14 protein-coding genes and 1 pseudogene are annotated in these 16,409 nt (G+C 71.7%); 9 read left to right on the top strand and 6 right to left on the bottom strand.

Annotated elements, in window-relative coordinates; genetic code table 11:
- Nucleotides 1–68 precede the first annotated feature (68 nt).
- Nucleotides 69–227 carry a hypothetical protein gene (locus ACFV0G_RS07790; protein WP_380543294.1) on the bottom strand — a complete coding sequence of 53 codons (159 nt, stop codon included), beginning with the start codon at nt 225–227 and terminating at the stop codon, nt 69–71.
- Nucleotides 228–406: 179 nt separating this feature from the next.
- On the opposite strand from ACFV0G_RS07790, the gene ACFV0G_RS07785 reads away from it, so the two are divergent.
- Entirely contained in the window at nt 407–1,837 is a 1,431-nt protein-coding gene (locus ACFV0G_RS07785; protein ID WP_380543291.1) for a helix-turn-helix domain-containing protein, read from the top strand.
- Nucleotides 1,838–2,174: 337 nt separating this feature from the next.
- On the opposite strand, the gene ACFV0G_RS07780 is transcribed toward ACFV0G_RS07785, so the two are convergent.
- Together ACFV0G_RS07780 and ACFV0G_RS07775 are read right to left on the bottom strand one after the other, a co-directional pair.
- On the bottom strand, nt 2,175–3,869 hold the full coding sequence (locus ACFV0G_RS07780) for an FAD-dependent oxidoreductase (protein ID WP_380543288.1): 1,695 nt from the start codon (nt 3,867–3,869) through the stop codon (nt 2,175–2,177).
- Between the two features lie 111 nt (nt 3,870–3,980).
- The gene (locus tag ACFV0G_RS07775) at nt 3,981–5,411 is read right to left on the bottom strand and encodes an APC family permease (protein ID WP_380543337.1); all 1,431 of its coding nucleotides are present in this window, start codon (nt 5,409–5,411) and stop codon (nt 3,981–3,983) included.
- Between the two features lie 508 nt (nt 5,412–5,919).
- Between ACFV0G_RS07775 and ACFV0G_RS07770 the strand changes: the two genes are divergently transcribed.
- The 3 genes from ACFV0G_RS07770 to ACFV0G_RS07760 all read left to right on the top strand — a co-directional run bounded on the left by ACFV0G_RS07770 (nt 5,920) and on the right by ACFV0G_RS07760 (nt 8,251).
- Nucleotides 5,920–6,369: a hypothetical protein gene (locus ACFV0G_RS07770; protein ID WP_380543284.1), complete on the top strand. Its 450-nt coding sequence runs from the start codon at nt 5,920–5,922 to the stop codon at nt 6,367–6,369.
- Nucleotides 6,360–6,509 carry a hypothetical protein gene (locus ACFV0G_RS07765; RefSeq protein ID WP_380543281.1) on the top strand — a complete coding sequence of 50 codons (150 nt, stop codon included), beginning with the start codon at nt 6,360–6,362 and terminating at the stop codon, nt 6,507–6,509. The genes ACFV0G_RS07770 and ACFV0G_RS07765 overlap by 10 nt, the downstream gene beginning before the upstream one ends.
- Nucleotides 6,510–7,819: 1,310 nt before the next feature.
- On the top strand, nt 7,820–8,251 hold the full coding sequence (locus ACFV0G_RS07760) for a hypothetical protein (protein WP_380543278.1): 432 nt from the start codon (nt 7,820–7,822) through the stop codon (nt 8,249–8,251).
- 26 nt (nt 8,252–8,277) lie between these two features.
- Here the strand turns inward: ACFV0G_RS07760 and ACFV0G_RS07755 are convergent, their stop codons facing one another.
- Nucleotides 8,278–9,087, bottom strand: a complete 810-nt coding sequence (locus ACFV0G_RS07755; RefSeq protein WP_380543333.1) for an IS5 family transposase — start codon at nt 9,085–9,087, stop codon at nt 8,278–8,280.
- 699 nt (nt 9,088–9,786) lie between these two features.
- On the opposite strand from ACFV0G_RS07755, the gene ACFV0G_RS07750 reads away from it, so the two are divergent.
- Nucleotides 9,787–13,866: a Pls/PosA family non-ribosomal peptide synthetase gene (locus tag ACFV0G_RS07750; RefSeq protein WP_380543275.1), complete on the top strand. Its 4,080-nt coding sequence runs from the start codon at nt 9,787–9,789 to the stop codon at nt 13,864–13,866.
- A gap of 54 nt (nt 13,867–13,920) precedes the next feature.
- Nucleotides 13,921–14,202: pseudogene (locus ACFV0G_RS07745) on the top strand (transposase); the annotation flags it as partial.
- A gap of 25 nt (nt 14,203–14,227) precedes the next feature.
- Here the strand turns inward: ACFV0G_RS07745 and ACFV0G_RS07740 are convergent.
- Nucleotides 14,228–14,560: a hypothetical protein gene (locus ACFV0G_RS07740; RefSeq protein ID WP_380543343.1), complete on the bottom strand. Its 333-nt coding sequence runs from the start codon at nt 14,558–14,560 to the stop codon at nt 14,228–14,230.
- Here ACFV0G_RS07740 and ACFV0G_RS07735 point away from each other — a divergent pair.
- The 3 genes from ACFV0G_RS07735 (at nt 14,441) to ACFV0G_RS07725 (ending at nt 15,981) form a co-directional block, all read left to right on the top strand.
- Complete coding sequence (locus ACFV0G_RS07735; RefSeq protein WP_380543330.1) at nt 14,441–14,788, top strand: transposase; 348 nt, start codon at nt 14,441–14,443, stop codon at nt 14,786–14,788. The two genes, ACFV0G_RS07740 and ACFV0G_RS07735, sit on opposite strands and share 120 nt — an antisense overlap.
- Before the next feature lie 251 nt (nt 14,789–15,039).
- The gene (locus ACFV0G_RS07730; protein ID WP_380543272.1) at nt 15,040–15,225 is read left to right on the top strand and encodes a hypothetical protein; all 186 of its coding nucleotides are present in this window, start codon (nt 15,040–15,042) and stop codon (nt 15,223–15,225) included.
- Nucleotides 15,226–15,234: 9 nt separating this feature from the next.
- Nucleotides 15,235–15,981, top strand: a complete 747-nt coding sequence (locus ACFV0G_RS07725; RefSeq protein WP_380543269.1) for a hypothetical protein — start codon at nt 15,235–15,237, stop codon at nt 15,979–15,981.
- A gap of 187 nt (nt 15,982–16,168) precedes the next feature.
- Here the strand turns inward: ACFV0G_RS07725 and ACFV0G_RS07720 are convergent.
- A partial coding sequence (locus ACFV0G_RS07720) for a hypothetical protein (RefSeq protein ID WP_380543266.1) occupies nt 16,169–16,409 on the bottom strand: 241 nt, incomplete at its 5' end.

Below are 16,409 nucleotides of genomic sequence, written 5' to 3'. Positions count from 1 at the left end.
GCCGGTGAGGGTGGACACGGGCCGGCCGCAGCGAACGCGGGCGCCGCTGCAGCCGGGCTCGTGGGCTGTCACACAGCTGTCGTGTCGTACGTCTGGACCGCATCGCTGGACCCGGCGATCTTCTTGTACGAGTACCGGTCGGTGGTGTCCATGACCTCGTACGCCGGCTCGTCGCCGAAGACGCCGGCGGCGGCATCCTGCAGCATGGCCTTGTCGGTGATGTTCACGGGGGTGTCCCTTCACCTGGGCATGGGAGGCCTCCCCCGCACCACGGGCAGGGAAGGCCCAGCGCCAACGGGTTGCCGGCGCCGGCGCCGGCCGGGGTGTGTCTGCGTGGCCGACGCACCATCAGGTAACCGCCCGGCCGGCACCAGCGGCAGACCTCACGGGGCGATGCGCGAACGGCATGCAGAACCTGCACACACTGTGCATGCCCCGTCGCTCCGGGTGTACCTTCGAAGCGTTGCCACACTCCCGAGTTGGAGGACAGATGGCGGTGCCCACGGCCGGTGGCAGGGAGATCGGAGCGGTCATCCGGGGCGCCCGGGCAGAAGCCCGGATGACGCAGGGAGACCTCGGAGCGAAGTGCGGCTACTCCGCATCCACGGTGAGCCGCGTCGAGGCTGGCACAATCCGGCCCGCCCCGGAGACCCTGCTGGCCATCGCCCAGGCGCTGGGCCTTCCACCCCAGCGTCTGGGTGTCGTCCCGGTGCAGCGGCGCGCCGACACAAGCTGCTCCCCCATGACCCCTCCGGCGGCTAGTGTGGCCGACGGTGTGATGCAGGCTCAGCAGGAGGCCCCCGTGCGACGTAGAGAACTGCTGGCCGGCATGGCGGGCACCGCAGCCGCCGCCCTCATCCCCTCCCCCGCGGCAGCCACGCCCGCACCCGCGTCCGGCAACGACCTGACCGCCACGCTTGAGCGGGCCCTGTACGCCCCGGACCCGTCCGGGGCCACCTCGGCCACCGTGGTGGAGCAGCACCTGGCCGCCGCCCGCGGCGACTTCACCGCGGCACGCTACGGCCACCTCGGCCAGACCCTGCCCGAACTCATCGGCGCCGCCGAGGCCGGACGCGACGCAGCGGCCGGAGTCGCCCGCGAACGCGCCCACTCCACCGTCGCGCGCGCCTACGTGCTCGCCACCGAGCTCGCCCTCAAGCACCACTCCGACATCGCCTGGGCAACCGCCGATCGCGCACTGACCGCGGCCCGCGCCGGAGGCAGCCCGGTCGTCATCGGCGAGGCCGCCCGGGTCCTGGCAATCACCATGCGCCGCTCCGGCCGCCCCTCCGCAGCCGTCGACCTGCTGCGCCGCACCGCGGCAGACCTCACCGACCAACGCGGCGCCGCGCCGCATGCCGTCGCGGCGACCCTGCTGTTCACCGCGGCATACACGGCGGCGTGCGACCGGCGCCGCAGCGATGCCCTCGACCTCATGGCCGCCGCCGACGAGGCGATCCGCCAGCTCCCGGCCGGCACACCTGCGGCGCCACTCTTCACCGTTGACGCGACCCCGGCGCAGCGCGACCTCTACTGGATCGGCGTACACAACGCCCTCGGCACCCCCGACGAGGGCGTGCCGTACACCGCGCGCCTCACCGCTGCGGCGATGCCCACCGCCGAACGCCGCGCCCGCCTCGGCACCGACACCGCCCGCATGTGGCACCGGCTCGGCAACCCGCGGCGCACCTTCGCCGCGCTGTGCCTCGTCGAACAGGCCGCCCCGGAAGAAGCACGGCGACCAGCGCTGCGCGCGCTGACCGCCGACCTGCTCTACTCACCCGCCCCGCTGCCCGGAGTCCGGGAGTTCGCTCGACGAACCGGCGCTGCAGTTTGACCAGCTGGTCGAGAACCCCTCATGAACCAGCTCGACCTCATGGCCGAGCACTTCTCCGCGCACGGCCGGGACCTCCTCGCCGACCTGCGTCACCAGACCGACCAGCTGTAGCACCAACTGGCGGAGCGGGAACGAACAAGGAAGGCGCGGGTGCTCCAGCGCCTCATCACGCAGGGCCACGACCTGCGCATGGTCCCCACCGACCACGACCGACTGGCTGCGGCCGTGGAGGAACTGTGCGAGGAACTGCGGGCGCTACCCGAAGGGACGGAGACGGACCGGCAGCGGATGCTGACCCGGTGGGTCGGCATCGGCCTGATGACCATGGGGGTACCCGTCAGCCGATGGCGGCGAGTACCTCGTTCGCCGCCCGGGCGCCCTCGACGGCGCCGCCGTTCATGTAGCCCTGGAAGTCGTACGAGGTGTGCTCGCCGGCGAAGTGCAGGTTGCCCTGTGCGGTGCCCTCGTAACCCGCGTAGGTGGTCAGGTAGCCCACCGGCCAGTACGAGTAGGCACCGTACGAGTACGGGTTGAGGTGCCAGGCGGACAGCGTGGCCTTGCCGTTCCAGGCGGCCTTGGCGCCCGGCCAGATCGAGTCGATCTGGCTGAGGTAGTTGTCCACCAGGTTGCGGGTGTACGCGGTGGACGCGGTGGTGAACGCCGACGGCGGGGTGAGGCCGCGGGCGAGGCTGCCGCCGCCGTACTGGACCAGGATGCCGTTGCTGCCGGCCTGGCCGCGGGTGACGTCCCAGGCCTGCTGGTACGGGAGGTCGGCGAAGCACTCGCCGTTGGAGACGCCCGGCCAGACGCCGGTGCCGGACCAGGAGCTCCGGTTGGTGAACTGCATGTTGAGCTTGGTGCAGGCGCCCATCCGCATGTTGGCGAGGACGCCCTTCATCATCTGGTCGAGCCCGGCCTTCGACAGGTCGACGTGGCTCTGCAGGATCGGCAGCGGGACGGCCAGGATGGTGTGGTCGGCGACCACCGTCTTGGTGCCGCCGCCGTCCAGGGCGAAGGTGAGGGTCTGGCTACCGTCGGCGTTCTTCACCACGGCCTGCAGAGTGTGTCCCATCTGCACCGTGCCGGTCGGCAGAGCCGCGGCGATGGCGCGCGGGACCTGGTCGTTGCCGCCGGTGATGTGCCAGCGCTCGTCGGAGCCGCCCCAGATGGAGAGGTTGCCCGGGCTGGACTGCCAGGAGAGCATCACCAGCATCGCGTACGAGGACTGCGTGGTGGTGTCCGCGCCGTACTCGACCGCGTAGGCGCAGTCCAGCAGGGCGCCGAGGTCACTGCCGAAGCCGCCCGGCACCCGGGAGTTGATCCAGTCGCGGATCGACAGGGTGTCGAGGGCGACCGAGGCGGCGTTGTGGCTGTTCCAGGTGGGCGCCGAGCCGCCGGCCTGGATGTCGGTCTTGATCGACTGCCAGATCTGCTTGAAGTCGTTGTCGACCTGGTCCTTCGGGTAGTAGTGCCCGTTGAAGTGGAAGATACCCTCGGCGCCGGGCGGCAGGTCGGCGGCGACGTCGGTCAGGCCGAGGCCGAAGCGCTGGCAGAGGCCCTTGATGGCGTGGTGGCCGGTGTCGACCAGTTCGCCGCCCCATTCGGAGACCTGGCCCTGGTTCCACAGGCCCGGGCTGGAGGGGCTGCCGCCGGAGTACATCCGGCCGCCGATCCGGGTCGGGTTGGCCTCGTAGACGGTGGCGGCGACGCCCTTGTCGGCGAGGGTGAGGGCGGCGTTCAGGCCGGAGATGCCGGCGCCGATGATGGCGATCCGCGGCGAGCCGACGACCTTCGGGGTGGTCACGGGTGCCGCGTGCGCCTTGGCGCCGCCGGACAGCGCCGCGGCGCCGGTCAGGCCGATGCCGAGGGCGGCGGCCCGGCCGAGCAGCGCGCGGCGGGAGACGCCGTCCGGCTCGGCGCGGGCCTCGTCACGGAGGCCGCGGTACTCGTCGGCCGGCAGGTGCAGCCGGTCTGCGACCGCCTGGTCGGCCAGTAGGTTGCGGATCAGCCGGGCTTGGTGGGTGCGTGCCATGTGGGGGACAGCCTTTCCGTTCTCGGCGGGGGTCAGACTGCAAAAACGGGGGGTCGGACTGCGGGGAGGTGGCCTTGGGGGGCGGCCGGCGGGGGGTCGGACCGCGGTGAGTCAGACTGCGGCCGGCGCGGGCTCCTCGTCCTCGCGTTCCTGGGCGTTCTCGACGACGAGTCGGCCCATCACCTCGTACTTCTCGGGGTTTCTGGCCTTCATCCAGAGCCCGAGGGCGATGCCTCCGAGGAACACCGCGGCGACGATCCACGGGATGAACCTGAAGAAGAGGATCTTGGAGGCGGCACCGGCGGCGGTGTCCAGGTTCGTCACCAGCAGCACGATCGCGGCGATCATGCCAAGGCCGCCGAGCAGCGGCGCGGTGAAGGTGCGGAACCAGTGCCGCGACTCGGGGTGGTTGCGCCGGAAGTACGCGATCACCGCGAAGGAGCAGAGGGTCTGCACCACCAGCAGGGCGAGCGTGCCGAGGATCGCGGTAAGGGTGTAAAGGCTGACGTACGGGTCCTGGCCGGTCACCCAGAAGGCCAGGATGATCGCCAGCGCGATGCCGGTCTGAGTGAAGGAAGCGATGTAGGGAGAGCCATGCTTGGCGTGCGTGCGCCCGAGGGCCAGGTGCAGAAAGCCCTCGCGGCCGATCGCGTACAGGTAGCGGGAGGCACACTGGTGGAAGGCCATGCCGCAGGCGAAAGCGCTGGTCACCATGAGCCACTGGAAGGCGGTGACCGCCCAGTGGCCCAGGTACTGCTGGGCGGGGGCGAGGAACAGGTCGAGCGGGCTCGAACCAGTGGCGATGTCGAGGGACTTGGCCGGGCCGTTGCCGCTCAGCACCATCCAGGAGACGAAGGTGTAGAGCACGCCGAGCAGGACCACCGCGAGCAGGGTGGCGCGCGGGATGATCCGCTTCGGGTTGCGGGACTCCTCGCCGTACATCGCGGTCGACTCGAAGCCGATCCACGACCAGAAGCAGAAGAACAGGCCGACACCGGCGTTGATCCCGGCGAAGGCGCCGGTGGGGTTGAGCGGGGACAGGTGCAGACCGTCCGGGCCGCCGCCGTGCGCCAGCACCGAGCCGGCCAGCAGGATCAGCATCAGTACCTCTCCGACCAGGAAGACGCCGAGGATCTTCGACGCCACCTCCAGGTCGAAGTACGACAGGATCGCAGTGATCGCCAGCATCGCCAGCGCGAACACCTGCCAGGGCAGGTCCACGCCGAACTGCGACTCCACGGCCTGCTGGCCGAAGTACGCGAAGATGCCGACGATCGAGGCCTCGAACACCACGTAGGCGAGGATCGCCAGCAGGCCGGACGCCATACCGACCACCCGGCCCAGGCCGTGCGAGACGTAGCCGTAGAAGGCGCCGGCGGTGGTGATGTGCCGGGCCATCGCCACGTAGCCGATGGTGAAGACGGTCAGCACCAAGGTGACGAAGAGGAAGCCGGCCGGCGCATGGACGCCGTTGCCGCCGCCGACGATCACCGGCAGGTTGCCGGTCATCGCGGTGATCGGTGCGGCTGTCGCCAGCGCCATGAAGATCACGCCGGTCAGCCCGACGGAGTTCGCCTTGAGGCGCTGGACGGTCGGTGGGTCCTGGACGGCGGTGGACTGCTCGACGGCGGACACGGGCAACTCCCTCGGGGCGGAACGTGCGGGGGCGGCGCGAGAAGGCTCCGCAGCGCGCGGAGTCGGCCCAGTGTGTGGTGCGCCACACCATTGGCGGGATGTGCATCATGTAGCAGGCACTGTTAAAGGCTTGACGACATGTCACGCCACGGCCCACCGGCGTCATCCACCCCAGTGACCGCACGCGGTCCAGACCTCATGCTGCGATCCGCCCGGGGACCGACCCGTCCGTCTGGAGGCGTTGCATGCATGTTCCGTCCAACAAGCTCCGCACGATCGCCGGCACCACCGCGCTGCTGGGCGCGGCACTCGTACCCGACAGACCACCGGCCGCGGCCGCCGCGGGCACCCCGCTCCAGGTGTCGGCGCCCGGCACTGCCGCGACGACGCCTGCATCTGGCGCACCGTCCGCGACATGGCCGAATTCGACGCGAAGAACCACTGGCTGATCGACCACGGCGACGGCCGCCCCTCGGTCAACCTGCCCGTGCTCAGCTTCGTCCACCCGCTCAAGCTGCTGAACGGCACCACCAACGCCACCACCCTGGACGGTGTCCCGCGCGGCATGGCCTGGGACCAGGCCCTCGCCCAGAACGCCACCCTGCTCGGCCAACGCGCCGCAGCCCCGGCCGGCCACCTTGGTGTCGGCAGCGAGATCGACTACGAGCAGACCACCGGCCGGAATCTCACCGGTCTGCAGGCCTTCGCCAGCGACACAATCCTCAGCGGCTGGACCGCGTGCGAGCGGCCAAGTGCTTCGCCGGGGTGGACGGATGCGCCGATCGTGCGGCCCAGCTCCTTGCCCAACTCGCCGAGGATCCTGCACTCGACGATCCCATCCGTAAATGGGCGGCAATGGAGCTGACCAAACTGGACGAGTACCAGGACGAGGGCGCGGCCCGGCTCATCTCCTTCGCCAGCAACGACCGCTTTGACGACGCGGACCTGGTGCAGGCTGCGGAGAGCCTGGCGAAGGTGGACGGGTGTGCGGACCGCGCGGCCTAACTCCTCGCCCAGCTCATCGACGGAACCCCCCTCGACAGCCCCATCCGCACGCGGGCTGCCCAGACCCTTGCCGCCATCCGCGGCGATAGTCGGCGTGAAGCGGTTCCTTCGCTCCGTGCTTGCCTTCGTAGTGCGCCCGGCGTAGCCGTCTCGCAGGGAATCGTCACCGTTGCGCTGGGCGTACGCCTGCCCCTGCACCACGTGGGAGATCTCGCGTTCCTGGCTGAGGTGCGGCGAAAGGTGCGTCCCTACCGGGCCTGGCCGACCGGAGGTCACAGTCGGGGGGTGCCAGCACCTGACGCCCCGTGGAACTCGGCGCGGCTCCCTGCATCCCATTGCCTGTGTCGGCGCCGTAGCGAGATGAGAGGACGGTGGCAGGACCGGGCTTGGCGGACAACGAGCTCGTACCGGTGACGGCCGGAGGGACGAGGGCGGCCTGCTCGGAGTGTGCCTGCCCGGGCCGAGGCGGCGCCGCGGCGAATGCCAGTCCCGCAGCCACGGCCCGAGCTTCCTCCTCGGGGCCTCCTGGCCGCGCAGTTGTCTGCGACAACCCGAGGTTGCCCGGCGGAGAGCCGGACAACCAGGACAACACCACCGCCCGGGGAGCAACGTGGTCCGTGCCCCGGCCGGGCCGTCCCACTCGCGATCCCGCAACGGAGAGATCCCTGCCATGAACCGCACCGTCCAGCGTCTCGTGAAGACCCTCGCCATCGGCGTGACCCTGCTCGGCCTCACCGTCCTCGCCCCCGCCGGCGCCGCCAACGCCGCCACCCCCGTGTGCAGCGCCCCCGCGCAGAGCGGCATCATGACCACCTCGTACGGCTCCGACCCCACCGGCGGGCTGCGGCTGTCCACCAACGCGACCCTCGACCGGTCCACCGGCCAGCTGACCGCGGTCACCAACGTGCGCTCGCTCCTGGCGCTGCGCGGGTTCACGGCCTCGTTCTTCGCCATCGGCTACGACGCCTGCGGCAACTCCGTCGCAGAGAGCCAGCCCGTCTACGCCGGCGTCAACGGAACCTGGCTCGGCAACTCCAACCGGAACATGCCGTGGCAGGCCAACTGGGACTCCCGCCGGCCTGGACATCTACCGCCGCTGGCAGCCCGCCGTGTGCACCACGGTGAAGATCGTCGACGGCGTCACCGGCTGGCAGATCCCCTGCCCGCCCGTCCTGTAAGGACCCGCTCCCGTACCGGCGGGTTGGTGCACCCCCGAGGGGATGCACCAACCCGCCGGCGGGCACACCTTCCACACCGCACGCCAGGCATTCACGGCTTTACGAAGCCGACTACCGCTCAGGGGGCGGAAGATGAGCAACGACAACGAGAACAACGACGAGATCAGCCTCGGCGCCCTGTTCCTCGCGGGCGCCACGCTTTGGACCGGATTCTTGATCGTCAAGGAGGTCAAGGAGTCGATCGACAAGCACCGCGAGAACAAGCAGCGCCGCCTCAACCCGCCCGCCGGCCCCGCAATCGCCACCAGCACCTCCACCACCGGGTCCTGCCTACGACCCCGCAGCGTCCGTCTCCGACACCAGCACGTGCAGCCGGTGCAACGGATCCCGCACCGTGTGGGAGTGGGTGTGGGAGACCGAGTACGACAGCGACGGCAACCCCCGGCAGGTCCGGCGCCAGCGGCAGGTCTCCTGCCCCGCCTGCTGACCACCGTCAGCATTGAGGTGCCGGGCCCAGTCCCCCCGGCACTTCATGGCCACGACTCCCTGACAGGCCGCCGGTGATGAGAATCCTCGAATAAGACCTTGTCCTACGTGGTGAGTTTGGTGAGTCGTTTGTGGCATGTAATGACGGCTGCGAGGTCGCAGAAGGCCAGGTAGACCAGGTGGTCGCGTTCGTAGCGGCGGGCGATTCGGCGGCGGGCGATTCGGCGGTGGCCGGTGAGCCACGCCATGGTGCGCTCGATGACCCAGCGGTGGCGGCCGAGGGTCTGGCTGGACTCGATGCCCTTGCGGGCGATCCGGGGCAGGATGCGCTCCCGGCGGAGCCATTTGCGCAGGCCAGGGCTGTCGTAGGCTTTGTCTGCGTGGACCTTGCGGGGTTGGTAGTGCAGGCCCCGTTCCGGGTCGTGTTTCATTTGGAGGGCTTGGACGAGCGGGATCAGTCCGTGCTGGTCGTGGACGTTGCCGGCCGAGACGCCGACGACGAGGGGCAGCCCGCTGCGGTCGGAGAGGACGTGCACCTTGGAGCCGGGCTTGCCCCGGTCGACGGGGCTGGGACCGGTGTGAGCGCCCCCCCTTTTCGCACGGACGTGCACCGAGTCCACGATCACCCGCGACACATCCAGCACCTCGGCCGCGGCCAGGCGCTCCGGCGTCGCCCGCCGCAGTCGGCCCCATAGCCCGTCCCTGGTCCAGATCGTGAAGCGGCGGTGGACCGTCGGCTTCGACAGCCCGAAGCAGGGCGGCAGATGTCGCCACGCGCACCCGGTCGTCAGCACATAGACGACCGCGGCGAACACCGCCTCGTCGTCCAGGTTCGCCGTCCCACCGCCCTGTGGCCGCACCCGAGCCGGCGGCAGTAACGGCTCCACCAGATCCCACAAGCCGTCAGGAACGATCCAGCCCCACCCACCACTCCCCCTGCACGGTCCAACGACCCAACCACCACGTAGGACGCGCTGTAAGACGGCAGGTGGCGGGCCGGCGGCACCTCACGAATGTCAGCATCGCTGTCTCCTTGCGCAAACCAGCGCAGGCTCCGACCGTCGGCGTCCCGCATGCCGGAGCGCCGTCGGAACGCCTCTCACATCCTTCATTACGCGCCCGGCATCCAACGGTCGAACATCCCTTCGCCAACACAGACCACGCCCTGCTCGGCGGCGTTCCACCGATCGGACGAACACGAATTCACCCTACCGGCGGCACGCCTTGTCGAATCTTTATCGCGGGCTCCACCCGGCGCCCCCCGCGCACGGCCGGAGCCGTCCACACACTGAACCCGCACAAGAAATGCGTGCACCCATTCGGATTCCCGCGCCGGTAGCCCACCCCGCGGCGCAGTAGCCTCATTCTTTGGTGGCTGTCCATTGCAGATTCGACCCGACGTCGCGCACGGCCGCAACCCTCGCACGGCACTTTCGAGACTGCGGATGAGAATTTCCTTTGAACTCGCCCTCCCATCATCCGGTCACCACTGGAGCGCGCCAGGGCGAATGGCAACGTAGTCACTCCGAGATCGTCACGCACCCTCATTCCCGTGCGGGGAGAGCCCTGTCCGCGTCGTACTCGGCAGTACATGGAATCGAGGAAAAGACCTGATGGAAACACGCGAGAACCCGGTGGGTGTGCACACGCTGAGCCGACCCTCGCCGGGCCCCGGCGTCGGTTGGCCGGTGGCCACGGCACCGGAGGCCCGCAGCCTGTTCGACATCATCTCCGCCACCGCCGACGCCCATCCGGACGCGCCGGCGCTGGACGCCGGTGGCACGGTGCTCGGCTACCGCGCGCTGCTGCGTGCCGTCGACGAGTTCGCCGAGCGGCTGACCGGCCACGGCATCGGGCCGGGCGACCGGGTCGGCATCCGGGCGCCCTCCGGCACGCCCGACCTCTACATCGCCATCCTGGCCGCGCTGCGGGTCGGGGCCGCGTACGTACCGGTGGACGCCGACGACCCGGACGAACGCGCTGCACTGATCTGGCGGGACGCGCAGGTGAGTGCCGTGGTCGGGGCGAACGGGCAGCTCGCCCCCGGGACGCGGCCGGCCTCCGGCGCCGAGCCGGGCCCCCTCCCGGCCCCGCCGACCCCGGCCGACGACGCCTGGATCATCTTCACCTCCGGCACCACCGGCCGCCCCAAGGGCGTCGCCGTCACCCACCGCAATGCCGCTGCCTTCGTCGACGCCGAGGCCCGGCTCTTCCTGCGCGAGCGCCCGCTCGGCCCCGGCGACCGGGTCCTGGCCGGTCTGTCCGTCGCCTTCGACGCCTCCTGCGAGGAGATGTGGCTGGCCTGGCGGCACGGCGCCTGCCTCGTCCCCGCTCCCCGCTCCCTGGTGAAGGCCGGCGGCGATTTCGGCCCCTGGCTGGTGGAACGCGGGATCACCGTCATCTCCACCGTCCCCACCCTCCTCGCGCTCTGGCCCGAGGAGTGCCTGGACGCCGTCCGGCTGGTGATCGTCGGCGGCGAGGCCTGCCCGCCCGAACTGGTCGAGCGCCTGGCCACCCCGCACCGGGAGTTATGGAACACCTACGGGCCCACCGAGACGACCGTGGTGGCCACCGCCGCCCGGCTGCTTCCCGGGCAGCCGGTGCGGATCGGCGCCCCGCTGGACGGCTGGGAGATCGCCGTCGTGGATGCCACGGGCCGGCCGGTCGGCTGGCACGAGACCGGCGAGCTGCTGATCGGCGGCGTCGGCACCGCGCGCTACTTGGAGGCGGCCAAGGACGCCGAGAAGTTCACCACCCACCCGCACCTGCGCTCCCAACGCGTCTACCGCAGCGGCGACCTGGTGCGCAACGAACCCGAGGGTCTGGTCTTCGCCGGCCGCGCCGACGAGCAGGTCAAGCTGGCCGGCCGGCGAATCGAGCTCGGCGAGGTCGACGCCGCGCTCCAGGCGCTGCCGGACGTCCGGGCCGCCGCCGCGGCCGTGCGGACCACCCCGGCGGGCGGCCAGCTGCTGGTCGGCTACCTCGTGCCACAGGCCGACACCGATCTCGACCTCGCCGCTGCCCGCACCACCCTGCTCGAACGGCTGCCGCAGTCGCTGGTACCCGTCCTGGCCGTGCTGGACGAGCTGCCCACCCGCACCTCCGGCAAGGTCGACCGGGCCGCCCTGCCCTGGCCGCTCACCACCGGTCCGCAGCCGGGCACCGGCCGGCGCCCCGCCAGCACCGCCGGCTGGCTCGCCGAGCAGTGGGAAGCCCTGCTCGGCCTGCCGGTCGGCGCCGACGGGGACTTCTTCGCCCTCGGCGGCACCAGCCTGGCCGCGGCAAAACTGGTCTCCGCGCTGCGCGCCCGCTACCCCGGTGTCTCCGTCGCGGACCTCTACGCCCACCCCACCCTGCTCGATCTCGCCGCCCGGCTCGACGAGTTCGACGCCGGGCCGCGCGAGCACCGCCAGGTGCGCCGCACCCCGCTGCGCGCGGGCGTCTGGCAGACGCTCGTGCTGGCCGCCCTGTTCACCGTCGTCGGGCTGCGCTGGGTGCTCGCCCTCGCCGCGCTCGACAACCTGACCGGCGGCACCATGCGGCGGGCCCCGCACACCCCTTGGTGGCTGATCGTCCCCGGCCTGCTGCTGCTCTCCAGCGCCCCCGGTCGCCTGCTGCTCGGCAGCGCCGCCGCCCGGCTGCTCACCGCCGGCCTCAGGCCCGGCAGCTACCCGCGCGGCGGCGCCGTGCACCTGCGCCTGTGGGCGGCCGAGCGTATGGCCACCGCCTTCGGCGTGGTCGGCCTGACCGGCACCCCCTGGGCCCGGCACTACGCACGGGCCCTCGGCTGCAAGGTCGGCAGGGGCGTCAACCTGCATACCCTCCCGCCCGTGACGGGCCTCGCCCGGCTCGGCGCGGACTGCAGCGTCGAACCCGAAGTCGATCTCGCCGGCTGGTGGTTGGACGGTGACGTGCTGCGCCTCGGCGCTGTAGAGATCGGCGAGGGCGCCCGCATCGGCACCCGGTCCACCCTCATGCCCGGCGCGCGCATCGGCGCCGCCGCCGACGTCGCCCCCGGCAGCTGCGTCCTCGGCACCGTTCCCGCCGGCGCGCACTGGCACGGCTCCCCGGCCCGCCCCAGCACCGAACCGCGCCCCGACTGGCCCGCGCCGCACCGCCACCACTACCGCCGCTGGGACCTCGCCTACGGTGCGGGGCTGCTGATACTCGGTCTGCTCCCCGCACTCTCCTCCCTCCCCGCGCTCGCCGTCCTCCACCCGCTGGTCGACACCGACCCCACCCTCGGCGCCGCGCTGATCCAACTCCTGCCCACCACCGTGCTGGTGATCGCCATCACGCTCACCTGCTACGCCACGCTGCTGGCCCTGCTGATCCGCGTCCTCAGCCGTCCGATCCGCCCGGGCTTCCACCCGGCACAGGGCAGGGTGGCCTGGTGCGTGTGGGCCGTCAGCCGACTGTCCGACACCGCGCGCCGCTCGCTCTTCCCGCTCTACGCAAGCCTGTTGACGCCAGTCTGGCTGCGACTGCTCGGCGCCAGGGTGGGCCGTCGCGTCGAGGCCTCCACCGTGCTTGCGCTGCCCGGGCTGATGCGGGTGGACGACGGAGCGTTCCTCGCGGACGACACGCTGATCGCGCCGTTCGAGGTGCGCGGCGGCTGGCTGCGCATCGCACCCGCGCGGGTCGGGCGGCGCTCCTTTGTGGGGAACTCCGGCATCGTCGGCCCCGGCCGCACCCTCCCCGACGACGCACTGGTCGGCGTCCTCTCCGACGCCCCCGCGCACAGCGAGCCCGGCTCCTCCTGGCTGGGCCGCCCCGGCATCGCCCTGCCCCGGGTGGCGGACACCGTCGAGGAGAGCCGCACCTACGACCCGCCCCGGCGGCTGGTGTTCGCCCGGGCCGCCGTCGAGCTCTGCCGCTTCATCCCGCTGGTGATTACCGCCATGCTCGCCGACCTCGTCTTCGGCGCGCTCCAGACCCTGCGCGACCAGGACGGCCTCGCACCCACGCTGGCTGGCGCCGGGCTGGTGATGGCCGGTGCCTCGCTCGCCGCCTGCCTGCTCACCACCCTCGCGAAGTGGCTGCTGGTCGGCCGCTTCAAGGCCGCCGAACACCCGCTCTGGTCCAGCTTCGTGTGGCGCAACGAGCTCTACAACACCTTCGTCGAGGAGCTCGCCGTGCCCTGGGGCGGCCAGATCCTGCTCGGCACCCCGTACCTCAACCTCTGGCTGCGCAGCCTCGGCGCCAACATCGGCCGCGGCGTGTGGTGCGAGACATACTGGCTTCCCGAGAGCGATCTGGTCACCGTGGAGGAGGGTGCGAACGTCAACCGCGGCACGGTGCTGCAGACCCACCTGTTCCACGACCGGGTCATGCGTCTGGACGCCGTCCGGCTCCAGGCCGGCGCCACCGCCGGTCCGCACTCGATCGTTCTGCCCGGTACCACCGTAGGACCGGGCACCACGATCGGTCCGGCCTCACTCGTCATGCGCGGCGAAGAGGTCCCCGACGGCACCCGCTGGCTGGGCAACCCGATCGCCGTCTGGCCCACCGAGCACGCCGAACCCGCGGATCCCCGCCCTCGCCGCCTGCCTGAGCCTGATCGCGGCCGCGGTCGCAATGGCCGGCCGCTCCGCCTTTACTCTGGTGCGCGCCATCAGCCCGGGCATCGTCGCCGCCGCTGGCAACGCGATCACCGCCGCCCTGCTCAAGTCCGCCACCGGGACGTTCTCTGACCACGGCGCGGCGGCCAGGATCGGCAGCACGATCCGGACTGAGGCTCCCCCGACATGCGGAAGGTTGCCGGAGATGGCCTGATGGGCCATGAGAAGGGCGCCTCTGCCATGGCTGCACCGATGAAGTACCCGCCCGAGTTGCGGCAGCGAGCTGTTGCCGCGTACCGCGCCGCCGACCCGAAGCCGGTGATCCGGCAGACGGCCCGCGACCTCGGGGTGCACCACAAGGCCCTGCGCAACTGGATCCGCCAGGCCGACGCGGACCGGGGTGAGCGCGACGACCGGCTGACCACCGTCGAGAAGGAGGAGCTGGCCGCTCTGCGGAAGGAGAACGCCGAGCTGCGGCGCTCGTGCGAGATTCTCAAGGCCGCCTCGGCTTTTTCGCCCAGGAGCTCGACCCGACCCGGCGACGGTACTGAGGCTCATCGACGAGCACCAGCACCGCTTCGGGGCCGAGCCCGTCCTCCGGGAACTGCACATTCCCGTCTCCACCTACTACCGCTGGCGCCGCGACGTCCACGAGCCCTGCGAGCGCAGACGCCGCGACGCCGAGCTGACCGAGCTCATCCGCCGCATCCACGCCGACTCCGACGAGACCTACGGCTCCCCGCGGGTCCATGCCGTCCTGCGGCGCGAGGGCACCCACGTCGGCCGCAAGCGGGTCGAGCGCCTGATGCGCCAGGCCGGCCTGCAAGGCGTCAGCCCGCGCCGGCTGCCACGGCGGCGGGCGGCGATGCAGCCGACGCGTCCCCGCTGGGGCCGGCCAGGCTCATTCTCGTCGGCGCTGCGCTCGCCTGGCCGGCCTCGGGCCACACCGGATGCGGCGAATCATCCCTGCCAGGTACAGGAGGTGACTGATAGTCACATGTCAGTGATCAAGGAGCGTGTTGACGGGGGGAGGGGTCTTGGTGAGCCCGCGTAGGAAGTCCTGGGTTGTGTCGCTCGCCGCGGCGGTGGCGGCTGTGACGGTTGCCGGCTGTGACGGTTGCCGGCTGCGGCGGCAGTCCTGCCGGAGGCGGGGCCACGGCAGGTAGTGGCGGCCCGAGCGGGCCGCCGGCGGGCGACGCCGCGAAGCCCGGCGACCAGGACCTGGTCCGGGCCGGGAGCGTCGTGGTGGGGTACTGCCGCACGGCCATCAGCGGCGGGCCCGCCAACTTGGTCCAAACGCTGAGTGTGGTCGCCCTATCCGTGGCCGACGGCAAGCCGGTGGCGCATCGCGGGGCCCAGCTGCCCAAGGGGGCCGACACCGGGCCGCTGTGCGGGCCCGACGGTCGGCGCGGGGCCGCCGCTCCGGCCCTGCGTGCGGCCTTCAACCGGGACTACACCCTGGTCGACGGCCAGCTGCCCGGGCCGGGATGAGAGGGCACGGTGGCCACCGCCTTCACCCTGCAGGCCCAGAGCACCGCCCTTCCCGCCCCCACCAGCGACGGCTTCGCCTCCTCGCCCCAGGACACCCTTCCCGTCTTCCAGGCCGGGACCTCCACGCTCTGCTACGCCACCGGCGACAAGCGCATCGTGAGTCGGGATGCCACCAAGCAGGACAGTCCCACGGCCCGCGGGACCTCTCACGGCGGCGAGTTCTCCCTCAGCGGCGACCAGCCGTGGTCGCGCTTCCCCCTGATGAGCTGGGCATACGAAGCGGTCGTCAACCTGTCCGGAACCATGGCCGCAGCACCCGATGGCACCATGATCGGCATCTGGCCCAAGGACGCGCCCCCTGCCGAATCCGGCGACGCCTACGTCCAGCCCGCCCACCTCGGCCCGGCCTCCTACGGGGAGCAACCCTTCCCCGGAGCGGACACGGTCCCCAGCAACTGCCGGCCCGCCGAGTGGCCCGACGACCACACCCTGATCTGCACCAACGCATCCAACTTCTACCGGATCCGCTTCGATGCGGCGTTCACCCGGGCGGAGGCGGTGGAGCGCCTCCTGCCCGACACCGACCGCAACAACCACGACGTCGTCCTGTCCCCCGACGGCAAAGCCATCGCCTTCCTGTCCGAACCGGGCAGCAACATCGACCTGTACCGCCTCGACCTGGCTCCCGGCGCTACCCCGCAGAAGATCACCGGCGTGCAGTCCGCAGCCGTCAGCACCCAGGGGGAACGCAACTGATCGCCTGGCAGTGATCCCGACCTCCCTCGCCCGGCCGCCGACGTCCCCGCCACCCGACGGCACGAGGCGCGGCCGGGGGGAGCAGAGAGGCGTGAGCGGGGATGGCGCGGCGCCTGGGCCGGGGCCGCGGGAGGGTGGGCGCGGAGGACGATGGCGGGCCGGGCCCCGGCTGGCCGTCCAGGCCGCTCTACCTGGCTGCCCCGGTCCGCGGGCGCCCGTCGGCGACGGCGGCGGCCGCCTCCAGGTGGGTGCGGGCCAGCAGCAGCAAGCCCACAGCACAGCGCAGGTGGCGGTTGACGACGGGCAGGGGGGTGCCGCGGAACCGGTCGGCCGCGCGCAGTTCGGCGGCGGCTGCCCGAAGGTGTGCGCCAGCGGGTTGTATCGTCTCGCGGCGGTGTCTGGGAGGATAGACAGGCGGCGTGGTGGCG

This window comes from Kitasatospora sp. NPDC059571, assembly GCF_042735675.1.
In the GTDB taxonomy this organism is placed as follows: Bacteria; Actinomycetota; Actinomycetes; order Streptomycetales; family Streptomycetaceae; genus Kitasatospora.
This window is presented reverse-complemented; position numbering and strand designations above follow the sequence as displayed.

Excerpts from the sequence above, each read along its gene's own strand:
- ACFV0G_RS07780 (WP_380543288.1), bottom strand. The coding sequence starts at position 3,869 with ATGGCACGCACCCACCAAGCCCGGCTGATCCGCAACCTACTGGCCGAC.
- ACFV0G_RS07750 (WP_380543275.1), top strand. The coding sequence starts at position 9,787 with ATGGAAACACGCGAGAACCCGGTGGGTGTGCACACGCTGAGCCGACCC.
- ACFV0G_RS07770 (WP_380543284.1), top strand. The coding sequence starts at position 5,920 with ATGGCCGAATTCGACGCGAAGAACCACTGGCTGATCGACCACGGCGAC.
- ACFV0G_RS07765 (WP_380543281.1), top strand. The coding sequence starts at position 6,360 with ATGGAGCTGACCAAACTGGACGAGTACCAGGACGAGGGCGCGGCCCGG.
- ACFV0G_RS07775 (WP_380543337.1), bottom strand. The coding sequence starts at position 5,411 with ATGGCGCTGGCGACAGCCGCACCGATCACCGCGATGACCGGCAACCTG.
- ACFV0G_RS07785 (WP_380543291.1), top strand. The coding sequence starts at position 407 with ATGCAGAACCTGCACACACTGTGCATGCCCCGTCGCTCCGGGTGTACC.
- ACFV0G_RS07760 (WP_380543278.1), top strand. The coding sequence starts at position 7,820 with ATGAGCAACGACAACGAGAACAACGACGAGATCAGCCTCGGCGCCCTG.